General features: G+C 46.4%; 18 protein-coding genes. 8 read left to right on the top strand and 10 right to left on the bottom strand.

Going from position 1 to position 25281, the window contains the following annotated elements; genetic code table 11:
- The first annotated feature begins 165 nt into the window (after window positions 1-165).
- Window positions 166-408 carry an STAS/SEC14 domain-containing protein gene (locus Q1A23_RS04050; RefSeq protein WP_299819801.1) on the top strand — a complete coding sequence of 81 codons (243 nt, stop codon included), beginning with the start codon at window positions 166-168 and terminating at the stop codon, window positions 406-408.
- A 200-nt stretch (window positions 409-608) separates the two neighbouring features.
- Here the strand turns inward: Q1A23_RS04050 and Q1A23_RS04045 are convergent, their stop codons facing one another.
- From Q1A23_RS04045 to Q1A23_RS04030, 4 genes are all read right to left on the bottom strand, one after another.
- Window positions 609-1373 carry a DUF4142 domain-containing protein gene (locus tag Q1A23_RS04045; protein ID WP_299819799.1) on the bottom strand — a complete coding sequence of 255 codons (765 nt, stop codon included), beginning with the start codon at window positions 1371-1373 and terminating at the stop codon, window positions 609-611.
- Window positions 1374-1687: 314 nt separating this feature from the next.
- Complete coding sequence (gene clpB / locus Q1A23_RS04040; protein WP_299820106.1) at window positions 1688-4306, bottom strand: ATP-dependent chaperone ClpB; 2619 nt, start codon at window positions 4304-4306, stop codon at window positions 1688-1690.
- Window positions 4307-4781: 475 nt separating this feature from the next.
- Window positions 4782-5468, bottom strand: a complete 687-nt coding sequence (nfi, locus tag Q1A23_RS04035) for a deoxyribonuclease V (RefSeq protein ID WP_299819797.1) — start codon at window positions 5466-5468, stop codon at window positions 4782-4784.
- 134 nt (window positions 5469-5602) lie between these two features.
- A complete protein-coding gene (locus tag Q1A23_RS04030; RefSeq protein ID WP_299819795.1) occupies window positions 5603-6250 on the bottom strand; it encodes a hypothetical protein in 648 nt (215 codons plus the stop codon).
- 131 nt (window positions 6251-6381) lie between these two features.
- Between Q1A23_RS04030 and Q1A23_RS04025 the strand changes: the two genes are divergently transcribed.
- The gene (locus Q1A23_RS04025; protein ID WP_299819793.1) at window positions 6382-7062 is read left to right on the top strand and encodes a dienelactone hydrolase family protein; all 681 of its coding nucleotides are present in this window, start codon (window positions 6382-6384) and stop codon (window positions 7060-7062) included.
- 69 nt (window positions 7063-7131) lie between these two features.
- A complete protein-coding gene (locus Q1A23_RS04020; RefSeq protein ID WP_299819791.1) occupies window positions 7132-7752 on the top strand; it encodes a phosphoribosyltransferase family protein in 621 nt (206 codons plus the stop codon).
- 18 nt (window positions 7753-7770) lie between these two features.
- Here the strand turns inward: Q1A23_RS04020 and Q1A23_RS04015 are convergent, their stop codons facing one another.
- Window positions 7771-9096, bottom strand: a complete 1326-nt coding sequence (locus tag Q1A23_RS04015) for a GDSL-type esterase/lipase family protein (protein ID WP_299819788.1) — start codon at window positions 9094-9096, stop codon at window positions 7771-7773.
- Window positions 9097-9543: 447 nt separating this feature from the next.
- Between Q1A23_RS04015 and Q1A23_RS04010 the strand changes: the two genes are divergently transcribed.
- Window positions 9544-11772 carry an NADP-dependent isocitrate dehydrogenase gene (locus Q1A23_RS04010; RefSeq protein WP_299819787.1) on the top strand — a complete coding sequence of 743 codons (2229 nt, stop codon included), beginning with the start codon at window positions 9544-9546 and terminating at the stop codon, window positions 11770-11772.
- 72 nt (window positions 11773-11844) lie between these two features.
- Here the strand turns inward: Q1A23_RS04010 and Q1A23_RS04005 are convergent, their stop codons facing one another.
- Complete coding sequence (locus Q1A23_RS04005; RefSeq protein WP_299819784.1) at window positions 11845-12345, bottom strand: hypothetical protein; 501 nt, start codon at window positions 12343-12345, stop codon at window positions 11845-11847.
- Between the two features lie 225 nt (window positions 12346-12570).
- Here Q1A23_RS04005 and Q1A23_RS04000 point away from each other — a divergent pair, with 225 nt between their 5' ends.
- Complete coding sequence (locus Q1A23_RS04000) at window positions 12571-13119, top strand: transposase (RefSeq protein ID WP_299819782.1); 549 nt, start codon at window positions 12571-12573, stop codon at window positions 13117-13119.
- 154 nt (window positions 13120-13273) lie between these two features.
- Here Q1A23_RS04000 and Q1A23_RS03995 read toward each other — a convergent pair whose 3' ends face one another.
- The gene (locus Q1A23_RS03995) at window positions 13274-13483 is read right to left on the bottom strand and encodes a hypothetical protein (RefSeq protein ID WP_299819779.1); all 210 of its coding nucleotides are present in this window, start codon (window positions 13481-13483) and stop codon (window positions 13274-13276) included.
- 361 nt (window positions 13484-13844) lie between these two features.
- Here Q1A23_RS03995 and gntA point away from each other — a divergent pair, with 361 nt between their 5' ends.
- The gene (gene gntA, locus Q1A23_RS03990) at window positions 13845-14591 is read left to right on the top strand and encodes a guanitoxin biosynthesis heme-dependent pre-guanitoxin N-hydroxylase GntA (RefSeq protein WP_299819777.1); all 747 of its coding nucleotides are present in this window, start codon (window positions 13845-13847) and stop codon (window positions 14589-14591) included.
- On the top strand, window positions 14584-15171 hold the full coding sequence (locus tag Q1A23_RS03985) for an urea carboxylase-associated family protein (protein WP_299819776.1): 588 nt from the start codon (window positions 14584-14586) through the stop codon (window positions 15169-15171). The genes gntA and Q1A23_RS03985 overlap by 8 nt, the downstream gene beginning before the upstream one ends.
- A 115-nt stretch (window positions 15172-15286) precedes the next feature.
- On the opposite strand, the gene Q1A23_RS03980 is transcribed toward Q1A23_RS03985, so the two are convergent.
- Both Q1A23_RS03980 and Q1A23_RS03975 read right to left on the bottom strand, forming a co-directional pair.
- Complete coding sequence (locus tag Q1A23_RS03980) at window positions 15287-18247, bottom strand: insulinase family protein (protein ID WP_299819774.1); 2961 nt, start codon at window positions 18245-18247, stop codon at window positions 15287-15289.
- Between the two features lie 51 nt (window positions 18248-18298).
- The gene (locus Q1A23_RS03975; RefSeq protein WP_299819771.1) at window positions 18299-20197 is read right to left on the bottom strand and encodes a DNA polymerase III subunit gamma/tau; all 1899 of its coding nucleotides are present in this window, start codon (window positions 20195-20197) and stop codon (window positions 18299-18301) included.
- Between the two features lie 417 nt (window positions 20198-20614).
- On the opposite strand from Q1A23_RS03975, the gene Q1A23_RS03970 reads away from it, so the two are divergent.
- A complete protein-coding gene (locus Q1A23_RS03970) occupies window positions 20615-23779 on the top strand; it encodes a T9SS-dependent M36 family metallopeptidase (RefSeq protein WP_299819769.1) in 3165 nt (1054 codons plus the stop codon).
- A 701-nt stretch (window positions 23780-24480) separates the two neighbouring features.
- On the opposite strand, the gene Q1A23_RS03965 is transcribed toward Q1A23_RS03970, so the two are convergent.
- Entirely contained in the window at window positions 24481-25224 is a 744-nt protein-coding gene (locus tag Q1A23_RS03965) for a glycosyltransferase family 2 protein (protein WP_299819766.1), read from the bottom strand.
- Between the last annotated feature and the right edge of the window lie 57 nt (window positions 25225-25281).

Raw genomic sequence — 25281 nt, 5'->3', positions numbered from 1 at the left:
TAAAAGTATAGTGGCTGCAAAATATGCATTAGCAGGCAATTGCTAAAGTATAAACTCATTTAACTGGAACCTGGGCAGGGCTGCCAAGTATAAATGGGAAGGTTGTAAAGTGTTTGTATGTATTACGAATCAAGAGATAAAGTATAAAGCTTAACTGAGCGAAGTATGCTTGAAATATTGCCAGAAACCCGCGATGCTATACTTGCTGTCCGCATCAGAAACAAACTTACAATAGCTGATTTTGATACGTATCGCAATTTGCTCCGGGAGTTGATGCAGCGCTACCAGGAAGTGCACCTGTACTACGAAATGGATGATGTGGATTGGGTACAGCCGGTTGCTGCCATCGAGAATGGTCTGTTTGATGTAGTGCATGGCTTAGACTATGGCCGTGTGGCAATGGTTTGAGATAAGAACTGGCAGGAATGGGCGGCAAAGCTTATCAGCCCAGTAAAGAAACGGGGCGTGCAGTACTATGATCTATCCCATAAGAAGCAGGCAATGAAATGGGTAACCACGGGGGAATAGGGGTTTTGAATCCGGTAAAATAAAAAAGGCGCCAGCAGGTTTTATCCTCTGGCGCCTTTCAAGTTATTTAAAATTAAAGCTTAGTCTACTTTATCTTCGATGGTGTTTGCTTTTTCATGGTGCGACTTAAGCGTAGGTAATGTTTTAGACGCAAAGGCCTTTACGCTCTGTGATTTCGCATTGTTAGTTTTTGCTTCAAACATGGCGATATCCATTTTATGGGCTGTCTCCATGGTGTCCATGTAGTCCTCGTTAAGTTCGTCGCCAGTTTTATTTGATAGCTTATCTACCATTTTCTGGTGCATTGGCATGAGCGTAGTTGGTAGCGTTACACCCATTTCCGAGGCTATCGATTTCATTTCCTTGCTTGCTTTTGTGTGGTGATCCACCATCATGCGTGCAAACTCTTTAACCTCTGGGTCAGTTGCTTTTTCAGCAGCCATTTTACCTAACTCTATTTCCAGCATGTTGCTGCTTGCGGCAGTCATCATAAAGGTCATGTCATCCAGGTTTGTCAACGTGGTCATCTCGCCTGCCATGTCTGTATCCATGCCTGTGCTGGTTGTGCCAGCTGTACCTGTAGTAGTGCTGGTACCGGTAGCATCAGTAGTACTAGTGGTACCCATAGAGCCTGATTCAGTTGTCGTGCCCGTTGTTGTAGAGGTGCCTGTTGTCGTGGTTGTACCAGTTTCTGTAGTTGTCGCATCGTTGGTACTGCCGGCTGCTGTTACGGTTTCTGATGTTTCATAAGTTGATGAGTCGGCGGTTGTAGCGGAGTCTGTACTGCTACAAGCAGTAGTTACGGCTAATGAACCTGCAATACAATAAAAAAATATCTTTTTCATAGCTTTCTAAATTTTAAATACTGCTTGTTATACGCCGGCTAATTATGGGGGTTGGTGTTTTAGTGCAAATTTTAATTATACATTTGTTGTTTTATGCTCATTTTTGATGCGTTGGCATAAATTAAAATACAATTATGTTTATATCTTTAATTGGCCTAAAGTACAGCTTGTTACGGGTTGGTAGGGAAGTTATTTATAAGATTTCAAAGATGAAGCTTGTGTTAGAGTAAGGGTGGTTTGCATAAATAACCAAAAAAAGCGGCACCTCTTTAAAAGTGCCGCTTTACTGTTGCTAAACTTTAAACTAATCAAAATTACTTCTCTGTCGGGATCTCAACATCAATGTTGTTGAAATCTATTCTGTTCTTATCCAGTACAGCCTCAACCACGGCATCTTTGCTTATTTTACCGGAAAGTATGTCTTTCGACAACTCATTCAGTACCTGGCGCTGTATCACACGCTTCAGAGGTCGGGCACCAAACTGTGGGTCGTAACCTTGCTCGCCCAGGTAATCCAGCACCTCGTCGGTTGCAATCAGGCGTATGCCGGTGTCTTGCAATCGGTCTTGTATATGGCGGAACTGTATCGTTACAATCTTGCGGATATCTTCTCGGCTCAGCGGACGGAACATCACCAATTCATCAATACGGTTCAAAAACTCCGGCCTTACCGACTTTTTCAGCAGCTCAAACACTTCCTCCTTGGTGCGTTCAATCACCTCGTCATGGTTAAACTCATCCATCGTCTCAAAATTAGATTGAATGATGTGCGAGCCGATGTTGGACGTCATGATGATGATGGTGTTCTTAAAGTTCACCACACGCCCTTTGCTGTCGGTCAGGCGGCCGTCGTCCAGTACCTGCAATAGTATGTTAAACACATCAGGGTGCGCTTTTTCTATCTCATCGAGCAATACAACAGAGTATGGCTTGCGGCGTACGGCCTCCGTTAACTGGCCACCTTCGTCATAACCTACATAGCCTGGAGGCGCTCCAACCATACGGCTAACGGCGTGGCGCTCCTGGTACTCACTCATATCGATACGCACCATCGCGTTCTCGTCGTTAAACAGGTAATCGGCTAATGCTTTGGCAAGCTCGGTTTTACCCACACCGGTTGTACCTAAAAAGATGAATGATCCAATCGGGCGTTTGGGGTCCTGCATACCGGCACGGCTTCGGCGCACGGCATCCGAAATGGCCTCAATGGCTTCTTCCTGGCCTGCCACACGGCGGCCTAGTTCCTGCTCTAAGTGCAATAGTTTTTCGCGGTCGCTTTGCAGCATTTTACTTACCGGAATCCCTGTCCATTTAGCTACAATCTCGGCTATATCTTCAGAGTTTACTTCCTCTTTCAGCATCGGGTTTTCGCCCTGCATCTGGCGTACCTGCTCCTGTAGTTCTTTCAGTTTCGCTTCAGCTTCCTGAATTTTGCCATAGCGCAACTCTGCCACACGGCCATAGTCACCGGAGCGTTCTGCCTGCTCTGCTTCCAGTTTGTAGCTCTCAATGTTCTCTTTTTCTTTCTGGATGCCCTCGATGATCTGCTTTTCATTCTGCCATTTGGCTTTCAGGTCATCACGTTTGGTTGATAGCTCGGCAATCTCTTTCGAAAGTATCGTTTCCTTGTCCTTATCGTTTTCTCTGCGGATGGCTTCGCGCTCAATCTCCAGCTGCATAATGCGGCGCTGAATTTCGTCCAGCTCTACTGGCAGCGAGTCGATTTCGATACGGAGTTTGGCAGCCGCTTCATCCATCAGGTCAATCGCTTTGTCTGGTAAAAAGCGGTCGGTAATATAGCGGCTTGAGAGCTCTACGGCAGCAATGATCGCATCGTCTTTTATGCGTACTCCGTGGTGTACTTCATACTTGTCTTTGATACCGCGAAGTATAGAAATGGCATCCTGAACACTTGGCTCATCCACCATCACCGCCTGAAAACGACGCTCCAGGGCCTTATCCTTCTCGATATACTTCTGGTATTCTTTAAGCGTAGTTGCACCTATGGCATGTAGCTCACCTCGCGCCAAAGCTGGTTTTAAGAGGTTGGCCGCATCCATAGCGCTGTCACCACCTGCGCCGGCACCAATCAACGTATGAATCTCATCAATAAACAGTACGATCTCGCCTTCGGCATCCACTACCTCTTTTATAACAGCTTTCAGGCGTTCTTCAAACTCACCCTTATACTTGGCGCCTGCCACCAGTAAACCCATATCCAGGCTCATCAGCGTTTTATGTTTCAGGTTTTCAGGTACGTCGCCGGATACGATGCGCTGCGCCAGGCCTTCTACAATGGCTGTTTTACCTACACCAGGCTCACCGAGCAGTACCGGGTTATTTTTGGTGCGGCGGCTCAGTATTTGCAGCACGCGCCGTATCTCCTCGTCGCGGCCAATAACCGGGTCAATTTTGCCGCTACGGGCCATTTCGTTCAGGTTGCGGGCGTAACGTTTCAGCGAGTTATACTTGGCTTCGGCGTTTTGGTCTGTTACCTTGGCGCCGCCGCGTAGCTCTTTAATTGCTTTTTTAAGGTCTTTCTCGTTAAAGCCAACATCTTTCATTAAGCCGGCAACTTTTTCGCGGCCGCCAAGTATGCCCAGCAGCATGTGCTCTATGGCTACATACTCATCGCCAAACTCTTTTAAATATGATGTTGCCTTTTGTAGTGCAGCTGCCGCATCGTTGGCTAAGTATGGGCTGCCTCCGCTCACTTTTGGGTAAGCAGCTACAACCTCATCCAGCTTACTGTGCAGGATGTTGCCGTTGATGTTCAGCTTTTGCTGCAGAAAATTAGTTACATTCTCGTCTGTTTCCAGAATTGCCTTTAATATATGCCCGGTCTCGATAGCCTGCTGCTGGTTGCCGCCTGCTATCTCGGTAGCCTTCTGGATAGCTTCCTGAGCTTTGATAGTATAGTTGTTAAAGTTCATGGCCTTTATCTGTTTTCCCCTCAGTTCTAGTTCTACGAGGGTATCAGCAAAGGTTTTACCAATGGTATTTTTGGGTGATTTTACTGAAATAATGTCAGGCTTGAGAAGCATGTGCCTTTTTAAAACAGACTTTCTGTCAGAAATGGGCTTAATAGGATTACATGGAGTAGACAATTTTTGCCTACATGGTAAGTATAAGTTCGGTAGTGAGAAACTTTATATTTGATTTACAGTTTCTGTTTACAGTAGCTTCTGTAATTCCGGGTCTACTACCTCCCTTGTCTCGGGCAGGGGTTTTTACCTTTCTTACTTTGATTGTTATAATCCAAACCATTGCTTTCCTTCATCTTATGAAGATCTTGGTAGAAGGGAATTTGGGCAGAAAGTACAGCGCTTATACTTTTTAGCAGTACTAGCAGCACGCTCCGCCTGGGCTAAGGAGAGCAAGTTGAAGTTAATCTAAAAGAGAACACCGCTATTTCACTTCACTTTTAAATACTGCAGCATAATGGTCTGCTAACCGCGTTGGCTCTGGTAGCTTATGTTTTATAGCGCAAGCCTTGGCTATACTTGTAGCAGTATCCAGGTCCATTAAATGGCCGGCTGATACGAATACCGGTTTTACGTTATCCTTCGTTCTGAGCACATTAGCAATTATTTCATCTTTGTAAAGCAGCGGCGAGACAGATCCTTTGGTTTGGTCAGGTTCTTTATACTTGCCTACAAGCACCTTTTTGGCTACGCCCATAGTTGGTTTGTTCAGGTGCAGCCCCAGGTGAGTGGCTATACCCAGTTTGCGTGGGTGCGAAATGCCGTGGCCGTCTACCATGATAAGGTCTGGCTTTTGTTGTAGCTTTTGGTACGCCAACAGCAAGTTCGGGGCTTCCCGGAAAGACAGGAAACCTGGCACATAAGGTAAATCTACAGGACCATGGTGCCATACCTTTTCGAGTACCTCCAGCCCAGGGTAAGTAAGCAGCACAAACACAGAAAGAATGGTGTCTTCGCCAATAAAGGAAGAGTCGCAGCCGGCAATAAGCTTCAGGTCGAAGTCTGGCTTCTGGATGATAATGCGCTCCTGCATTTGTTTTTGCTGCTCTAAAAGTGCTTGCATCAAGGCAGGGTCGGGTGCAGGGTAGTCGTATCTTCTGTAGTAGGCCATGTAGTTCGGTTTTTAATCAGCGGAAAATCGGTATTGATGTGCTGTTTACTAAATGAGTTGTTGTACGTAAGTATGCCTCACCGGATTAGTTTCTGCCGGGATGAGAACGAACTAAGAAACATGTAAAAGTGCTGTTACGCGCTGCATGGGTAGATGATCTTGGTAAACAGCAGGTGCCATTGGGCATCGACATAGCCAAAATGAAACTCGAAGGCAGTTTTTGTGTGCAGCACAGAGCGCTGTATGTGGGGCAAGGTTTCTTTTATGCGTTGCAATTGGCTTTCAGAGAGGTTAGCGTAATTCCAGTAGCCGCTGCTTTTAAATTTATCGGGTTCCCATACAAAGCAGCCATCTTTGCTAAATCCCGTTTTTCCAGCGTCGTAGTTCATCTCAGCACAGTCAAAAGCAGGAAAGGCCTCTTTTGTTAGTTTGCAATGCTGTACCTCGGGGGCAATGGTAAAAAAGGATTTGCTCTGGTATTCTCGTCCAAACTTACTGATGTCATAAACCTGCGTCATTTTAGGAACGGCTCCCGGCTGCTCTATAATCCACAAGCCATAAGTTGGGTGTATAAATTGGTTGATGGCAGCGGTATCTGAATTGTGCAGCGCCTCAAAAAAACGTGCAAAAGCTGCATCAAAGTCTGTTGTGGCTGAGGCCGATGGCTTGGCTGTAGTGTCAGAGGCTGCCGGATCTGTTTCTGCTGTGTTTGATGCGGAGCGGTCTGTGCTGCAGGCGCTTAGGAGTAGTAGCGCCATCAGGAGTCGTGAAAGTTTTTGCATGGGCTGGCGGTGTGTTTATACTTGCACTACGAATACAGGCTAGTAATGGTATCACCTTTTGAACTTTGCCATTTGGTGGGCGTAATCAAAGCATACAGCATGTGCTGATGTTGCAAAAAACAGGTAACGCTATGACAAACTTAACAATACAAGAAGAAGTGCATATTCCAATAGGACCGGTTACGCTTACTGGTAATCTGGCTGTGCCGGAGAATGCAAAGGGCCTCGTGATTTTCTCCCATGGCAGCGGGAGCAGCCGCCTGAGTGCCCGTAACCAATTTGTTGCAGAGCACCTGCAACGATCAGCCTTTGGCACTTTGCTTTTTGATTTGCTAACGCCCGAGGAAGACCAGAGGCAGGATAATCGCTTTGACATTACGCTGATTACCCAGCGCCTGATAGAGGCGACTAACTTCGTGCTGAAAGACAGCCGCCTGACCAACTATAATGTCGGCTATTTTGGGGCAAGCACAGGTGCCGCCGCCGCTTTAGGTGCCGCAGCTGCCTTAGGAGATATTGTAAAGGCGGTTGTTAGCCGTGGCGGTCGCCCAGACCTGGCCGATGCCGTGCTACCCGATGTACAATCCCCGACTTTACTTATTGTAGGAGGCCTGGATGAAGAAGTTGTCGACCTGAACAGGCAGGCGCAGGATCGGTTGCAATGCCTGAAGGATGTGGAGATTGTGCCCGATGCCACCCATTTGTTTGAAGAGCCGGGTGCTTTAGAAATGGCTGCCCAACTGGCTACCGACTGGTTTAGAAAATACCTGCAGCCCAGTAAGCAGCACCCCCTGCAGCAAAACCAGCCCTGATAAAACTTTTATTATACTTAGATTTATGGCTTAGCGTGCTTACATGCTTGCTGCTTTGGAATTAAATTTATGGATATGATCGTAAACCGCGAAAGTGCAGCGGCGTTGCTGGCACAGCGGTTAGAAAAGTATAAAGGAGAAGCTGGCGTAGTGTTGGCCATACCCCGGGGTGGTGTGCCGGTGGCAGCACCTATTGCCAAAAGCCTGGGCATGCCACTTGAGGTAACATTAACAAAGAAAATTGGCCACCCGGCTAACCCTGAGTTTGCCATAGGTGCGGTAAGCCTTAAAAGTGTTGTGGTAGATGCCCGGGCAGAAGTTCCGGAAGAATACATTGATCGCGAGGTGCAACGCATTCGCGTTAGCCTGCAGCAGAAGTATAAACTGTTTATGGGAGATCGGGAGCGGGTGCCGCTAAAAGATAAAGTTGCCATTATTGTGGATGATGGTATTGCGACTGGTAAAACATTGGAGGCTACTGTAGAGCTAGTCAGGGCAGAGCAGCCCCGCAAAATAATAATTGCCGTGCCCGTTGGCCCTTATGAGGCTGTTGAACGGTTTAAGCACATGGTAGATGATGTGGTGTGTTTACTGACTCCGCCATACTTTCAGGCAGTAGGGCAGTTTTACGAAGAGTTTACCCAAGTCTCTGACGAGCAGGTTATACAACTGTTACAGGCACAGGGCTGAGTTCTTATACCTGTTTTGCTACCGATCGATAATAAACTTAGCCTGCAATTGCTGCTCGCCTGCCATAACTTTTACCAAGTACAGGCAATTGCTTTTTAAATGCTTTACGTTTAACGCTTGCTCAAAGCGGCCACTCGCGTTGCTTTTTACTTTAAAGTGTTCTACTGCCTTACCATCTGCCGCATAAATAAAAACCTCTGCTTCAGCGTATGGTCTTGGGAAGTGCAGGGCTAAATGTAGTGAGTTGCCCCGTGACCGGGTAGGGTAAACTTGTAAGCCAGAGCTTAGCGGCGAAGTTTGCACATGAATTACTTTGGAGTATACGCTGCTGCCGTCTAAGTCGATCTGTTTGAGGCGGTAGTATACATTACCGGTGGGCGCGTTTGTATCAAGGTACGTGTATGTTGTCTGGCCTTGCGTGGTGCCGGCGCCTTCTTCTGTGCCGATGGTTGTAAAATTACTAGTGTTTTCGGAGCGTTGTACTTCAAAGTATGCGTTATTGGTTTCTGATGCTGTTTTCCAATGCAACTCTACTCCCTTGCCTTCCACAAATTTGCCATCAAACGACACAAGCTCTACTGGCAACGTACCCAAAACAGACATGATTGCATCAAACCAACGCTGGGCCATTTTCTCCTCGCCGCTGGCGTTGGGGTGTATGCCATCCCAGGTATCTGCACCGATGGTAGCGTTAAAGCCGGTATACTGGTCTACCATCACAACCCGCGATGCTGTTGTGTTCAGTTCCTGCGCCAATGCCGGTATCTGCTGGTTGAAATTTATAATATTATTGGCAGCATTTGTTCCTGCTACTTGGTCGTGGGCAGGTATGAGCTTAGCCAGAAGTATGGTTGCCTGTGGGTTTTTGCCTCTGATGAGCCTGATTATTTCCCGTAGTTCATTTAAAGTTTCGTCTAGTGGTTGTTCTCGGAACATATCATTGGTTCCTACATGCATCAGCACAATATCAGGAGTATAGCCGGTTAGCCATTGGCTTAGTTTGCCTTGCCCTGGGTCGCCGTTGCCATTCAGAATCTGGTCTGCACTCCAGCCCCAATGCCCTTCATTATCCGGATCAAAGTTTTGGCCTTTGTATGCAGGCCAGTTAGGGTTACCATCAAAATGCACCGCATGCGACCCTACAAAATCGACCTCCAGGTTAGCGTCTATCAGCTTTTTCCAGAGGTTATAGCGGTAACTGTAATTGGCAGCGTTAGACTGTGTAATAGAGTTGCCCAGAGCCATAATACGCAAAGGCGCTGAAATTGCTGTAGGCGAGCAGTTTAGGAACAGGCAAAGTATATATGTTAAAATAAGTGCTGGTGCTTTTAAAGTGCGTAGCATACGTTATATCAGGCGGTTTTAATAAGGGAACTTCTGTAACACGTAGCGTTGTAGCAGGGGTTATTCGTCGGTAGCAGATTTTGAGGTAAATGCAGGAATTCATTAAACCAAGCTCCTTTTTTATTTAGCAAGTATAGCCTGCTGTGTACATAGTGTTATTAAAAGTGTTTTTAAATGAAATAAGCGCATGCGTGCTGGTTAGTCCTTATAACTTAGGTGGGCTGGATAATCACAGACAGCTTAAAGTACGCGGCCTCACTAAGTATAAACCTGCTGCTTTAACCCACCAATATCAAAAAGACTCTTATATTTGTTCCCTAAATCGGCAGGGCTAAAACACTTGGCCCTTTAGCTGAGTTTATACATTATAGCAACCTAAATCAGAGTATTTTTAACCTGTAGCTTCTGTTGGTTATGCAGAGGCTCGGCTTTAAACAAAAAACTAGAATGACGACAAAAGCATCAAAAATTATCTATACTATTACCGATGAAGCGCCTGCTTTAGCCACACGCTCTTTCTTACCTATTGTACAGGCTTTTACCAAAGCTGCTGACATAGAAGTAGAAACAAGAGATATTTCCCTGGCCGGTCGTATCATTGCCGCTTTCCCGGAGAATCTTACGGAAGAGCAGAAGCAGAGCGATGACCTGGCTTACCTGGGAGACCTGGCTAAAACGCCAGAGGCGAACATCATTAAGCTGCCAAACATCAGCGCCTCTATTCCGCAGCTGACAGCGGCAATAAAAGAGCTGCAGTCGCAGGGCTACAACATACCTGATTACCCGGCTGACCCAAAGAACGATGCTGAGAAAGATGCGAAGGCACGTTATGCAAAGATCTTAGGTAGTGCGGTAAACCCTGTGTTGCGCGAAGGTAACTCTGATCGCCGGGTAGCCGATGCCGTGAAGCAGTATGCCAAGAGCCACCCGCACTCGATGGGTAAATGGTCATCTGATTCTAAAACGCACGTAGCACACATGACAGGCGGCGACTTCTACGGTACAGAACAATCTGTGGTAGTTGATAACGCTACCGATGTACGCATAGAGTTTGTAGGCGCGAATGGCGATACCAAAGTGCTGAAAGATAAAGTTGCCTTGAAAGCCGGCGAAGTGATGGACTCTTCTGTGATGAGCAAAAACGCACTTCGTTCTTTCCTGGAGAAGGAAATTGCTGAGGCGAAGGAGCAAGGCATCCTGTTATCGCTGCACCTGAAGGCTACTATGATGAAGGTTTCCGACCCTATTATGTTTGGCCACGCGGTAACCGTTTTCTTTAAAGATACTTTTGCGAAGCACGCAGCTACATTTAAAGAGCTAGGTGTGGATGCCAACAATGGTTTAGGCGATGTATATGCCAAAATCCAGAACCTGCCAGCCGAGAAGCGCTCAGAAATTGAAGCTGACCTGAAAGCGGAGATGGCCAACCGCCCTGAGCTGGCAATGGTGAACTCTGATAAAGGCATTACCAATCTGCACGTTCCAAGCGACGTGATCATCGACGCGTCTATGCCGGCAGCTATTCGTTCGTCTGGCCAGATGTGGGGACCAGATGGCAAAATGCATGACACCAAAGCGATCATTCCGGACCGTTCTTACGCGCAGATCTACCAGGAAGTGATCCAGTTCAATAAAGAGAATGGCGCTTTCGACCCGACTACGATGGGTACTGTGCCGAACATTGGTCTGATGGCGCAGAAAGCCGAAGAGTATGGCTCGCATGACAAAACGTTCCAGATGGAAGCGGCTGGTACCGTGCGTATAGTTGACGCGAATGGCAACACGCTGATGGAGCAGAAAGTAGAGGAGGGCGATATCTTCAGAGCTTGCCAGACAAAAGACCTTCCTATTCAGGATTGGGTGAAGCTGGCGGTTACACGAGCTAGAATTACCAACACACCTGCTATTTTCTGGTTAGACCCGCAGCGTGCGCACGACGCAAACCTGATCAAGAAAGTAGAAAAATACCTGCAGGACCACGACACCAATGGCCTTGAGATCAAGATCATGTCTCCGGTTGAAGCCATGCGCTATACGTGTGAGCGTGCCAAAGCTGGTAAAGACACCATCTCGGTAACTGGTAACGTATTGCGTGATTACCTGACTGACCTGTTCCCGATTCTGGAGCTTGGTACAAGCGCTAAAATGCTTTCTATAGTTCCGTTGCTGGATGGCGGTGGCTTGTTTGAAACTGGTGCCGGTGGATCTGCACCGAAGCACGTAGAGCAGTTTGTAGAAGAGAACTACCTGCGTTGGGATTCGCTGGGTGAATTCTTAGCACTTGCAGTTTCTTTGGAAGACTTGGCTTACAAGACCAAAAACGAGAAGGCTGAGGTATTGGCAGAAGCCCTGAATAAAGCAAATGCTGAGTTCCTGGAGAAAGATAAGTCGCCGGCTCGTAAAGTAGGCGGCATCGATAACCGCGGCAGCCACTTCTACCTGGCTATGTACTGGGCGCAGGCACTTGCCGAGCAAACCAAGAACCAGGAGCTGAAAGATCGCTTCACTAGCTTAGCGAAAGAGCTAACGGACAACGAGCAGAAGATCGTAGACGAGCAGATCGCAGCACAAGGCAAGCCAGTTGACATCGGCGGTTATTACCATCCGAACGAAGAGGAAACCAGCAAAGCCATGCGCCCAAGCGAAACGCTGAACGCTGCTTTAGCTAACTTCTAAGAAGTTAAAGTATAAAATAAGAAAGGCTGCCTGAGAGATCGGGTGGCCTTTTTTTGTTTATGTTCGAAAAGTTTAAAGAGAAGATTGAATGCTATCCAGATAAAAAAGTTCTTCCATACTATAATTTACTTTTGATTGTTCATTCCAAAAACTATCTGGAGCAGGCAAATCATGTAATGTTCTTTTATCCATATAGCCTCTCATGTAATTGCCATTCAAATCTTCTGTGAGATATAAAACTACTTCTATCAGTTGGGAATCGGGAGTAGCACCAATTACATAAACAGGTTCCTTGAGAAGTATACTGTTTAGTGGAAAATGAAATACAGGAGTAGACTCTCCAGAGCTTAATTTGTCATAGTACTCAACTAAATCCTGCTTATACTTCAAATCAGTAATCACCATGACAGGGTTCAAAACCTCTCTTGAAATATCGTAACTATACTTTTTAGGACTGCTTTTTACATCTTCGTGAAACCGTTTTGAGTAATAATGTGCTATCACATTCCATGCAACGATCACAATAATTGCAGTTAATGAAATATAAGTAGCTTTCTTAAATCCTTTAGACATTTGAAACTTCTGAAACTGAAATTACAAAGATGAGCATCAATATCAATCCTTTTTTGTTAATTCTCATGCCGCAAGTTTAGCGATAGCGCAACTTGTGGCTGTTTATGGGGCCAGTTTGTAACTGGCTAAACTTTAGTTCCGGAAAACGGCAGTTACAAACTGCCGCCATACCCCACCACCAGTTACCGCTTCGCTCAAACTGTCGGTATGTTCGTATAGTATTCCATGAGCCGAAACTATAAGATCAGCGACCAGAGTAAACTACATTTCATCTCTTTTGCAACTATAAACTGGATTGATGTTTTTACCAGACCTTCTTACAAATACATTGTAGTTGATAGCCTGAATTACTGCATCAAGAACAAAGGCCTCGAAGTATATGCCTGGTGCATCATGTCGAACCACGTGCATTTAATCATTGGCTCAGAAACTGCAAATCAGTCCCATATCATCCGTGACCTGAAAAAGCATACTTCCAAAACTATAATAAAAGCCATTGTAGATAATCCGCAGGAAAGCCGGAAAGAATGGATGCTGTGGATGTTTGAGCGGGAGGGTAAACGCAATAGTAATAATCAAGATTTCCAGTTCTGGCAGCAACACAACCAACCTATCGAGCTTAGCTCAAACTTCATGATGGAGCAGAAGCTAAATTATATTCACAACAACCCTGTGGAAGCTGGTTTTGTGTGGGAGCCGCAGGATTACCCATACAGCAGCGCGATAGATTATGCGGGAGAGAAAGGAATGGTGGATATTATACTTCTAAACTAAACATACCGCCAGTTTGAGCGCAGCGGTAAAGGTGGTTATACTTGGCGGCGGTTTGTAAAGCCGGAAGTATAAATCTGGACAACGCCAGTTACAAACAGGCCCCATGTGCAGCCGCAAGCTGCGCTTTGCTAAACTTGCGGCAGGAAACGAGTTGCTACAGTATTTCCTTCTGCTTCTTAAGTTTCTGTTCCTTAAAGTAGTTGAAAAAAATTACTGCCAGACCAACTGGTAAAGCGGAATAGCCATAGCCGACTAAAAATCCATAGGCTTTGCTTTCTGCGCCTAACAAGAAGGAGGCAACAATAGCAACTATACCTGACACAAGAAATAATATTGCCTTAGGGTAATTCATTCTGTTTTCCATATTCAGATACTTAAAGTGTTTTATTGATGCATGCCTGTACCAAAGTGCCAGGCTCTTATACTACTATAGCATATACAACCATACAGGTTTCTACTATTAGACCAACTCCAGATTTGATCAGACAAAGAAGCCCTTTTTCTATAATTCTCTGATTTGCAAGCTTATAACTTTCTCTTTTTTGCAGCTGATAAAGTATAAACGTCCATCTGCCAAAGCTTATGGCCGGCATTATTGATTATTTGATCAGATTACTGCTTTATACTACTCAAATGCCTATCTCCAGGAGCCATTTTGCCGTAACACAGAGTCAACGCTTCCTGCTACTTATGATTAGCAGAGAATAACAACTTTAATTCTTAAAATGTCTAAAAATAACACAAAGCAAAACACATATTTCCTGCCCGAGCAGCTAGAGGAATGGCCAGACGAACGGATAAAACAGATTCATACAAGTATACTTGATAAAATAAGTGACACCGATTACCCTTGTGTAGGTGCCAAAGCCGCTTTAAATTCCAGGCAATACCGTTTAGGCGTGTATGGTAGCATGGGAGCCGACGAAACCACACGCCAATTAGGAGAGGATCTTAAAAGCTATACTTCAGAAACCCTATCTACTGAAAGCGAATACATGACGTTGATTGCTGTGTTTTCTGATGAGGCAGTATCTGAAGTGGGTTTTGAGCAAAAGCTGTGGCTACAGCTCCAGAAACTGCACGATAGTGAAAAACACCTTCAGCGCTGGGACCCGGCTGTAAGCAACAATCCCGAAGAAAGCGATTTTAGTTTCAGCTACAACGGGACGGCATTTTTTGTGGTAGGCCTGCATCCCAATGCCAGCCGCAAGGCCAGGAGGTTTCCACACACGGCCCTAGCTTTTAACTTGCACCGCCAGTTTGAGCAGCTACGCGAAAAGGATGTGTACGAAAACATGCAAAAGGTAATCCGGGACCGCGAAGTTGCCTACGATGGATCTGTTAACCCGATGCTCAGCAATTTTGGAGAAGGACTGGAAGCGCCTCAGTACAGCGGCCGCCAGGTAGATGAAAGCTGGAAGTGTCCGTTCCTTGCAGGATTTAAGCATGAAATAAGAAAAGAGAATGATTAACACTATAGCAAAACAAACCGGTGCAGCCTTTAAGCTCCGGAAGGGAGAAAGGCTGAAAGTAATAGACCCGCAGGGTGAGCAGGTAAGCGATATGGTCTTGTTTAATGCAGACGATACACGTGAGAAGCTCTCTTCGGGCAAAACATTAGATTTTGAGGAGACCATTCTCATAACAAAAGGTCATCACCTCTGGAGCAACCGCAGCCGAAAGATGATGGAGATACTGGAAGACACCAACGGCCGCAACGACTTCTTGTTAGCGCCCTGCAGCCCCGAAACTTTCCAGATCATGTACAAAAATCCGGAGTATCACCCCAGTTGTTTCGAAAATCTGCACACCAACTTAAGTAAGTTTGGCATTGCCCCCGATGATATTCCTACAGCCTTCAATATCTTCATGAACGTGCAGTTTGCACCGGATGGGACGCTTTCCGTGGACCCGCCGCAAAGCAAAGCCGGCGATTATGTATTGCTGGAAGCTAAAATGGATTTGATAATTGGTCTGACAGCCTGTTCCGCAGAGCAATCAAATAACTACGTTTTCAAACCCATTCAGTACGAAATTATCTCTGAAGGATAAAGTGAAAGACTAAAGCAAATGAACTAAGTTGAAAAGTATAAAACAAAATCGGCAGCCACATGTGGCTGCCGATTTTGTTTTATTTAAACGTTACGCTTCTTGTAAGTTTATACTTTTAATATCCAAACAGCTCTTTCAAGGTAAGCTGCTTCACTTTGCCATACTTCTCGAGCTCCTTAAAGTTGAGCTTGTCTTTAGCTCCGATTACAAGTATAGCTTGTTTCTGGCCTTTTACATACTTCTGCTGGAACTCCTTCATCTGGTCAAAAGTCATGGAGTTGGCAGTTTGGTACACGTCCTGGCGGATGTCGTAGTTCAGGCCTAGCTTCTTGGCACGCTCGTAATCGAACAGGATACCAGACTTGGTGATACGCTCTGTAGAGATGCTGTTACGCAACGCTGCCTGTGCGTTCTGGAAGTTAGCATCTGCCAATGGCATATCTGTTAACAACGCCTGCATACCAGCCATGGCTTCAGAAAGTTTATCTGCCTGCGCCCCGATGTATGACACCAGGTAGTTAGCGCGGTCTTTCTTAGCGGCTGTGCCATAGTATGAGTAAGTAGAGTAGGCAAGGGCTTTAGACTCACGCAGGTCCTGGAACACGATGCCGCCCATGTACTCGTTGTACAAACGCACTACAGGTATAATATCTTTCGTGTAAGGCACAGATTTGCTCACGAACATCATCTCGGCCTGCACCATGTTGTAGTCTGTAAAGTATACCGTAGGCTGCGTAAATTCTATCTCCTCGTATACTTTTTCGGCTGGTACCGGCTTAAGCGTAGCAGGCACATTGTGGCCGGTGTTAAGGGCAGCTGTTAGCTTATCCGTTTCACGTGGACCATAGTATAACACGCGGTGCTCGTAAGCTGGTATGCTCTTGATGATGTTTACCAGCTCCTGTGGTTTTACAGCCTTCAGCTCCTTCTCGCTAAGTACTGTGTTAAAAGGGTTTTTAGGACCATACTTAGCGTAGTTCATCATGGCCTGCTGCAGAATAACGCCTTTGTTCTTCTTGGCATCTTCGCGGGCTTTCAGCATACCGGCAACCATATCGTTCAGCGCTTTCTGGTCTGGCTTGGCGTTGGCAAGTACACTTTCGAACAGGTTAAGGCCTTTTTCAAAATTCTCGTCTAAGCCGGTTAAGCTTACATAAACCTGATCGCCGCTAGAGAATACATCAAACGAAGTACCCAACTGGTAAAACTCTTTCTGAAGCTGCTCTGCTGTATACTTGTCAGTACCCAGGTACTTCAGGTAGTTTACAGCCATGCCCAGTTTAGGGTCGTTGTTGGTGCCCATGTCCAGGATGTAGTATAGCTGGAACAGGCTGTTATCCTTGTTCTTAGTATAAAGCAGCGGAATGTTCTGCTTTAGCTTAGTCTCTGTGATATCCTTTGTGTAATCGATAAACACAGGCTGCAGCGGCTGTACATCCTTCGCCATAAAGGCTTTATAATAGTCAGACTGTACTTCGCGGTTAACAGCAACAGGCGTAATAGCAGGTTTCTCTACTTTCTGAGCCATTGGGTCTTTGCCGGTTTTCTTATACACCAGCACATAGTTATTGCCGAAGTATTTGTTGGCTACGTCCACCACGTCCTGCTTCGTTATACTTGCAAACTCAGCTGGGCGGCTCACAAATTTCTCCCAGGGCATATTATAGATGTAAGCAGTTACAAAGGCATCAGCACGGTTGCTGTTTTCTTCATACGCTTTCATCGTGTTAATCTTATCATTGTTTACAACAGCCTGGATCAACGACTCATCGAAGTTGCCTTTCTTGATCATGTCCAACTGCTGCAGCAACAGGTCGCGCACCTGGTCTAGTGTCTGGCCCTGGCGTGGCATGCCTGTCATTCTAAAGGTGCCGTAATCTTTCATCGGTGTATCGTAAGCATACGACTGTAGTACTTTCTGCTGCTGGTTCAGGTTCAGGTCAATTAAACCGGCCTGGCCGTTATAAAGTAAATTGCTGATCATCTGTATAACCAAGGCATCCTTTGTGTTGATGCCCGGCGTACGGAAAGCGATGGACACGTTTTCTGCATCTGGCCCTAAAACCTCTTTCACAATTGGCTTCTGGATTGGCTGCTCCTTGGCTACAACAAAAGTTGGCTCAGGCTGCTTTTCCATACCTCCCCAGTACTTGTCAATCAGGCGGATCGTCTGGTCAAAATCAATGTCGCCGCTCATGGCAATAGCCATGTTATTCGGGATGTAGTATTTATTGTAATACTTTTTGATTTCGGTGATAGATGGGTTTTTCAGGTGCTCGATGGTACCTATTGTAGTTTGCGTGCCGTACTGGTGCGTCGGGAAAAGTTCTGTGTTGATCACTTCAGCTACTTTGCGGCCGTCGCTATCCAACGTTCGGTTTTTTTCTTCATACACAGCCTCCAGCTCCGTATGGAAAATACGCGGAACCATGTCGCCAAAACGGTCAGCCTCCAGTTCAATCCAACGCTCCAGCTGGTTGCTTGGGATGTCGTTTGTGTAAACTGTCTGGTCTACCCACGTATAGGCGTTTGTACCTTTAGCGCCTATAGCACTCAGAATTTTATCGTACTCATTTGCAACTGCATAGGTAGCAGCTACTCCCGAAACAGAGTCTATCTGTGCGTAAATCTTTTTGCGGGCAGCTTCGTCTTTGGTAGCTCTATACTTTTCGTATAGGGCTTCAATCTTATCAAGCTCTACTTTCTCTTTCTCCCAGTTTTGGGTGCCTAGCTTGGTAGTGCCTTTAAACACCATGTGCTCCAGGTAGTGAGCCAGTCCAGTAGCATCGGCAGGGTCGTTTTTAGAGCCTGCGCGCACAGCGATAAACGTCTGGATGCGTGGCGCCTCTTCATAGTCTGACAAGTATACTCTCAGGCCATTGTCTAAAGTATAAATTCGGGCGTTCAGCGGGTCGTTGGGCGCTGTTTCGTATTTATACTCTTTCTCGGCTGTGGCTGTGGCCGCAGAGGTCGTAGTTTCGGCAGTTGATTGCGTTTGATAAGCCTCGTTTTTACATTGAGTTAATGTAAAGGCAGACGCAACCAAAAACAGAGATAATCCCTTTTTGACTGTCATAGTTTAGTTATTAGTGATGATGTGACTATACGAAGATAGTATATTACAGATTTAAAAATCAGTATCTAAGCCAAATCGTTGTTTCAGATCGACGATAACAGGGAATTTCTCGGCCAGATAATTAAACTTATCCTGTGAAGTATAAAGTTTACGGCCTTCGTCCTGGGCCTCTACTACTTCTGCTCTAAGTTTTATACTTCTGTTGCCGGTCTCCTTTTTCAACTCCCGCAGTATGTCCGGGCGCAAAGCCGTAAACTGATCCATCATAACGTGGTTCTCCAGGTGCAGAATCACCTCGTTATCCGGTCCGATGTGGTACTGGCGGTTCAGGAGCGTAAACTCCATCATGTTCTCAGCTTTTTTACGGCGAAGTATAGCATGCCACACCGTTTTAAGCCTGGCTTCATCCACAGGAACAACGGCACCATAGCTTGTGTCTTCTTCCTCTGCGGCCACGGCTACCTCGGCTACGGCATTCTGAGCATTGCCTATGTCTTTTAAGCTAGGCAGCTTGCTGAGCTTCTTGGGCGGCGGCAACTGAACTTTAGAGCGTGGCTGCTCCGGTGCAGCCTGGGCCTTTGGAGGGCTAAGGTGCGCGTCTGGTGTTACGTCCTGGTGCTTAGGCGGCTGTTGCAAGCCCTCCGATGGCACCTGGCTTGGCGCATGCGGCGGTTGCATGCGTTCCGATGGTATACTTGCTGCAGGCTGCTGCATCTGCTGCGATGGTACCGTGCCGTTAGTATGGGCTGGCTGCATGGCGGCAGAAGGTATGGCACCTGTATTTCCGGTAGAGGCTGGTGCCGGGGCCGCTACCTTAGCTTTTTTTACTTCTGTTCCGTTTTGCGCAAAACTCAGGGCTGCGTTTAAGTGCGCCAGTTTCATAAGGCACAGCTCTACGTGCAGGCGCTGGTTCTTGCTGCTTTTATAGCTGGTGTCGCAGGTGCTTACCAGGTTCAGGCCCGATAGCAAAAATGAGACACTTGCCTTCTGCGACTGCTCGGCATACTTTGCCTTGATGTTATCTGATACTTCTAGCAACTGAATTGTTTGTGGATCCTTGCACACGAGCAGGCTGCGGAAGTGCTCCGCAATACCAATCAGGAAGTTGTGCGCATCAAAGCCATTCTTCAATATCTCATCAAACAAAAGCAACGAGCCAGGCAGGTTTTGCTCCAGCAAGTGGTCTGTTAACCGGAAGTAGTAATCATAATCCAGGATGTGCAGGTTCTCTACGGTAGCCTTGTAGGTTACATTGCTGCCCGAGAAGGTTACCATCTGGTCGAAAATAGACAAGGCATCGCGCAAAGCTCCGTCAGCTTTCTGCGAGATCAGGTGCAGGGCATCTGGCTCGGCCTGTATACTCTCTTTTTGGGCTATACTTCCCAAATGGCGTACCATGTCTTCAATCCTGATTCGGTTAAAATCAAAGATCTGGCAACGTGAAAGTATAGTTGGGATGATCTTGTGGCGCTCAGTCGTGGCAAGTATGAAGATGGCGTAGGAAGGCGGCTCCTCCAGCGTCTTCAGGAATGCGTTGAAGGCCTGGTTCGAGAGCATGTGCACCTCATCTATAATATAGATTTTATACTTGCCAGTTTGCGGCGCATAACGCACCTGCTCCACCAGGTTTCGAATGTCCTCTACAGAGTTGTTAGATGCCGCATCGAGTTCATGTATGTTAAAAGAGCTGTTGCTGTTAAAGCTACGGCACGATTCGCACTCGTTACAAGCCTCAATCTCCGGGGTAATGTTCTGGCAGTTAATGGTTTTTGCCAGAATACGGGCACAGGTGGTTTTACCTACCCCGCGCGGCCCGCAGAAAAGGAAAGCCTGCGCCAAATGCTTGCTGCTAATGGCGTTTTTAAGGGTATTGGTTATATGGTGCTGCCCTACCACACTATCGAAAGTGCTTGGGCGGTATTTACGCGCTGATACTACGAAATTTTCCATTACTACAAAGATAATCAATCTGAAGCTCAGATGGGAGTGCTATTTTTCCAGTAGTTTTCCATAGGGTTATCCACCGCATTGCTGCAGTATAACACCAGGTGTATGCTGCAGGTTTAAGTATGATCCTGAGTTTAGAAGCTACCTCCTTGTTTATTTTTGTAAAATGCCTATAAAGTATATAAACTTTATAATGTTACGTTTAAGAATTTTGATATAGGACTATAGCACCTGTACCTTTCTTAGAACCCTGAAATGCAATGTTTTATGATTTGAGGCGGTGATTAGGCAGCGTTACCTTAAACTGCAGTTCTTCCTGTTTTTAGATATTTAATGTGTTTAGGTTTAGGTAGTTAAATTATTCTGTGCGACAGTTAGCGCCTTCCAGCCACTATTGTTAAACCTATAATCAAAAACAGAATGAAAAGACATGTACAATCCTTGCTGCGGCTTATGCTGCTCGTCGCATTCCTTTCAGGTGGTTATGTTTCTTATGGCCAGGGTAAGTCCGGTAAGAAACAGGTGCCGCAGGTGGCCCTCGACCACATGAAAAAGAACAAGCAAAAACTTAATGTGACAGATGATGACATTGCGGAGCTGGAGCTGAGCAGCGAAACAGAAAGCAGAAAGAAAGGCGTAAAGCACTACTACATTAAGCAGCTGCACCAAGGTATTGAAATACATGGGGCCGTTACCAACATGAGCATTGACAAGGAGGGAAAAGTGATCTCGATGGGTAACCGCTTTCACAAAGAAGTTGGTAAAAAGCTAAAAGCAAGCAGGTCTGCCCAGATGGATGCTGAGGCGGCTGTATTGGCTGCGGCCAGGTATCTGAATACGCCGCTCAGGGAGCCCCTTAAAGTGCAGGAAAGAAGCAATGAAGCTAACAAGGAAGTGACTTTCTCGACAGGCGGCATCTCCTTAGAGCCCATTACTGCCAAGCTTATTTACCAGCCAATGGAAGACGGTGAGCTAAGACTGGCTTGGGAAGTTGCCATTTACATGACAGATGCCATGAATTACTGGCTGCTCAGGCTTGATGCTGGTTCAGGACAGGTATTAGACAAAGACAACCTTGTGGCGCATTGCAATTTTGAGAATAACGGACCCGGGGGCAGAGCCCTCCATGAGAGCCATATGCTTGATGCAGCCTTAACTGCGCCTTATGCGCCTGAAGCCATTGTGGCTGCCGCACCGCTTACGTCAAATTACTACAACGTGTACCCAATGCCGGCCGAAAGCCCGAGCCACGGCAGCAGAGTGCACATCAGCAATGCTTCGGCAGATCCTGTGGCTTCGCCGTCCGGGTGGCATACTGTTGGGGCTAACACTTACTTAACTACAAGAGGCAATAACGTTTTTGCTTACGAAGACCCGAATAATACCGGCTATAATGGCGCTGCCCAAGAAGTTTACGGCTACAGCCCGGATGGCGGTAACAGCCTTGTTTTTGATTTTGAGGTTGATTTTACGCAAGAGCCGGTTGCCTACCGTGACGCAGCCATTGCCAACCTGTTTTACTGGAACAACCTGATCCATGATGTGTGGTACCAGTATGGCTTTGATGAGGCAAGCGGCAACTTCCAGGCTGATAACTTTGGAAAAGGTGGTACGGCTGGTGACCATGTAATGGCCGAAGCACAGGATAGCAGGAATATTCTGGCTACCAGAAACAACGCCAACTTTGCCACTACACCAGAAGGCCAGCGCCCAAGAATGCAGATGTACCTGTGGAGCGGCTTGCCAGACCAGAATATGTTCAGAATAGCAGCGCCGGCAAGTATAGCTGGCAGCTACCCGGCCGTTCAGGCTGCTTTTGGCCCAAGGTTAACCTCAACTCCTGTCTCTGGTAAGCTTGTGATGGGAGAGGGTATCGGCGGAACATCCACTAATCCTAACGAAGGCTGCGGCACGCTTACAAACGCAGAGGCCGTAGCAGGCAACATCGCAGTATTGTACAGAGGCGCCTGCGATTTTAGCCTTAAAGTATATAATGCGCAGCAGGCGGGGGCTATTGTTGTGGTGGTGATCAACAATGCACCAGGTGCTCCTATATCAATGGGGGCAGGGGCTATACCTTCCGATCAGATCCTTATCTCGTCTGTAATGGTTAGCGATGAAACCGGGGCAAGTATAAAAGCGCAACTCGAAAGCAACCAGGAAGTAACTGTGCTGCTGAAAGATGATGGCTCTGGCCCAGAACTGGATGGAGATTTTGATAACGGCATTATCGTGCACGAGTATGGCCATGGTATATCTAACCGCCTGACAGGTGGCCGCCTGCTTGTAAACTGCCTTGGCAACGCAGAGCAAATGGGTGAGGGCTGGAGCGATTGGTTTGGCCTGATGATGACCATGAAGCCAGGAGATAAAAGAGACAATGTAAGAGGCATAGGCACCTATGTAAGTCACCAGCCTACTACTGGCAACGGTATCAGGCCAGCGCCTTACAGCACCAACTTCGGGGTAAATGGCTATACATACGCGGCCACAAATAGCGCCACTATCAGCCAGCCGCATGGTATCGGCTTTGTGTGGTCTACGATGCTCTGGGACATGACATGGGACCTGATAGACAAGTATAGCTATGATGAGGACATTTATAACGGCAATGGCGGTAACAACATGGCCATGCAGCTGGTAATAGACGGACTGAAACTGCAGCCTTGCCGTCCTGGTTTTGTAGATGGCCGTAATGCCATTCTGTTAGCAGATGAGCTTAACAACGGCGGAGCTAACCAGGAGCTTATCTGGAGAGCGTTCGCAAAAAGAGGCCTGGGCTTTAGCGCCACCCAAGGCTCAAGCGCCAGCAGAGCAGACCAAGTCGAAGCTTATGACCTACCGCCGGTTTATGCTTGCGAGGCCCCTGAAATTACTGTTACACCGTCGTCTGATGTGTATACTGGCGGCAATGCTACCACAATTTACTTAGGCTACGGCGCCCAAAGTGTTACGCTTGCTGCAAGCGGCGACCCAAGCTTTACGTATACCTGGAGCCCGGCAACAGGCCTAAGCGATGCAACAATAGCAAACCCTGTGTTTAGGCCAACAGCTGCCGGTAACTATGCGTTTACAGTTACTGCCGTAAATGGCGATGGCTGCACGAGAACAGCTTCTGTAACGATCGAGGTAATTGAGGTGCGCGAAACTCCGGGCAACAGCAAAAACACAAAAATCATACTTTGCCATAACGGTAAAATGAATGTAGTGGCTCAAAGCGCAGTTGCAGCACACCTCGGTCACGGCGATAGCCTTGGCAATTGTGGCCTGGTAGCTACAACAACATCAGCAATGGCAGCATCAGACCTGGTAAAAGCCGTAGATGGTGAGTTTATACTTAGCTACCCTAACCCATTCTCTGAGAGCACTACTATCAGCTTTAAAGCCAGAGAGTCGGGGTATACGGTACTAAAAGTATACGACCTGACAGGCCGCGAAGTAGAGACGCTGTTTGAAGGAAACGCTGAACAGGGTGCTACCTATAACCATAGCTTTAAAGCAGCAGGAAAGGAAAGTGGCGTTTACATCTACAAGATTGTAAACGGCAACACCACACGTTCCGGTACCATGCTTCTGATGAAGTAGGTTATTAACTTATAACTTTTCATAATTACCCTAAGGCCTGGCTGTGGCAGCAACTGCTGCAGTCAGGCTTTTTTTGGATGTTGCCAGTTTGTAAAGTATGGTAATATCAGTGCAATTTAGATCGCCTTTTTTTGATGCTTTAAGTTGGAGGAAGTATAAATATGACAGGATTATACTTTAGTTTAATATGGGCGAATATGTTACTTTGGTTGCAGGTTTAGGAGAGTGAGTTCTTGAATAATATAACTATTCATATTTTCTGATATTAGTATTATTTGTATCTCTTGCTTTTTGGGTGCTGTATGTAGTGCAATATTCGTAACAGCTTGTGTTACCTTCCTTTAATTTTATTCCTATTATTTGGGCAAGTGCCAGAAGTATATTTAAACGCTGATCTGCCAGCATGCTGGCTTAGCTGTTCAGTTATACTTTTATCTATACTTATCATGAAAAGATACCTTGTGCCTGCTTTAAAACTCCTGCTGTTACTGGCTTTTATCTCCAGAATCGAATTTGTGTTTGGGTAAGCTTCGGGGGCGCATGTGGTTGCTAGTAGAACTCAGGTTTTACCTGTAGCAGCGTGTAAGGAAAAGCAGAATGTGCCGGCGCAATAAATATTAGAAAGATGCCGATACTGCACCTTAGATCAGGATTTGCCGCTATACTTGGCTGCAGAAAAGGCGTCACGCATTAATGCAAAATTAAGCTGTTAGTTTACTCCAGGTAAGTAGGCGGTTTTTATGCAAAAAGTACCTGATCGACACATTCAGGACACCAACCCCATACTTTACACTTTTAAAAAAACCGATAGAAGAACTGTCGCCGTTGTACCTTGTAGGGCACGTGATCTCGGCAATTTCGTAGCCTCTCGCAAAAATCTGCGCAACGATCTCGTTATCAAAAATAAAGTCGTCTGAATTTGCATGGTAGTTAACCGACTCCAGCACCTCTCTTGAGTAAGCCCTGTAACCGGTATGGTACTCAGACAGTTTTTGCCCCATCAGGATATTCTGAATAAAAGTTAATGCCCTGTTTGCAATGTATTTGTATAGCGGCATTCCTCCTCTTAGAGCGCCTTTACCCAATATGCGCGACGCAAAAACCGCATCGTAAAGCCCGCTGCTAATATAAGTTACCAAAGTGGGTATAAGTTTAGGCGAGTATTGATAGTCCGGGTGCAGCATCACAACAATGTCGCCGCCTAAGCTTAAGGCCTTGTCGTAGCAGGTTTTCTGGTTGCCTCCGTAGCCTTTGTTGTAGTCGTGCCTGATAAAGTGCTTTATTCCTAACCTGGCGGCTATCTTAGCGGTCTGGTCGGTGCTGTTATCATCAACAAGTATAAGGTCATCTATAATTGTAAAGTCCAGTTCGCTGTGGGTTTGTGCCAGCGTTTTTTCTGCATTGTAAGCAGGCATTACAACTACAACTTTTTTACCTTTATACATAACTGGGTGTTGGCAAGCATACTATTGCACTACTACAAATATAGAAGCTTCTGGTGA

The organism is uncultured Pontibacter sp. (assembly GCF_947492645.1).
Taxonomy (GTDB): Bacteria; Bacteroidota; Bacteroidia; order Cytophagales; family Hymenobacteraceae; genus Pontibacter.
This window is presented reverse-complemented; position numbering and strand designations above follow the sequence as displayed.

Bases quoted from the DNA above. Each gene is read 5' to 3' on its own strand.
- Q1A23_RS03965 (WP_299819766.1), bottom strand. From the start codon at position 25,224: ATGTATAAAGGTAAAAAAGTTGTAGTTGTAATGCCTGCTTACAATGCA.
- Q1A23_RS04015 (WP_299819788.1), bottom strand. From the start codon at position 9,096: ATGCTACGCACTTTAAAAGCACCAGCACTTATTTTAACATATATACTT.
- nfi (WP_299819797.1), bottom strand. From the start codon at position 5,468: ATGGCCTACTACAGAAGATACGACTACCCTGCACCCGACCCTGCCTTG.
- Q1A23_RS03970 (WP_299819769.1), top strand. From the start codon at position 20,615: ATGAAAAGACATGTACAATCCTTGCTGCGGCTTATGCTGCTCGTCGCA.
- clpB (WP_299820106.1), bottom strand. From the start codon at position 4,306: ATGAACTTTAACAACTATACTATCAAAGCTCAGGAAGCTATCCAGAAG.
- Q1A23_RS04030 (WP_299819795.1), bottom strand. From the start codon at position 6,250: ATGCAAAAACTTTCACGACTCCTGATGGCGCTACTACTCCTAAGCGCC.
- Q1A23_RS04005 (WP_299819784.1), bottom strand. From the start codon at position 12,345: ATGTCTAAAGGATTTAAGAAAGCTACTTATATTTCATTAACTGCAATT.
- gntA (WP_299819777.1), top strand. From the start codon at position 13,845: ATGTCTAAAAATAACACAAAGCAAAACACATATTTCCTGCCCGAGCAG.
- Q1A23_RS03975 (WP_299819771.1), bottom strand. From the start codon at position 20,197: ATGGAAAATTTCGTAGTATCAGCGCGTAAATACCGCCCAAGCACTTTC.
- Q1A23_RS03995 (WP_299819779.1), bottom strand. From the start codon at position 13,483: ATGGAAAACAGAATGAATTACCCTAAGGCAATATTATTTCTTGTGTCA.
- Q1A23_RS04050 (WP_299819801.1), top strand. From the start codon at position 166: ATGCTTGAAATATTGCCAGAAACCCGCGATGCTATACTTGCTGTCCGC.
- Q1A23_RS04025 (WP_299819793.1), top strand. From the start codon at position 6,382: ATGACAAACTTAACAATACAAGAAGAAGTGCATATTCCAATAGGACCG.
- Q1A23_RS04010 (WP_299819787.1), top strand. From the start codon at position 9,544: ATGACGACAAAAGCATCAAAAATTATCTATACTATTACCGATGAAGCG.
- Q1A23_RS03985 (WP_299819776.1), top strand. From the start codon at position 14,584: ATGATTAACACTATAGCAAAACAAACCGGTGCAGCCTTTAAGCTCCGG.
- Q1A23_RS04045 (WP_299819799.1), bottom strand. From the start codon at position 1,373: ATGAAAAAGATATTTTTTTATTGTATTGCAGGTTCATTAGCCGTAACT.
- Q1A23_RS03980 (WP_299819774.1), bottom strand. From the start codon at position 18,247: ATGACAGTCAAAAAGGGATTATCTCTGTTTTTGGTTGCGTCTGCCTTT.
- Q1A23_RS04000 (WP_299819782.1), top strand. From the start codon at position 12,571: ATGAGCCGAAACTATAAGATCAGCGACCAGAGTAAACTACATTTCATC.
- Q1A23_RS04020 (WP_299819791.1), top strand. From the start codon at position 7,132: ATGGATATGATCGTAAACCGCGAAAGTGCAGCGGCGTTGCTGGCACAG.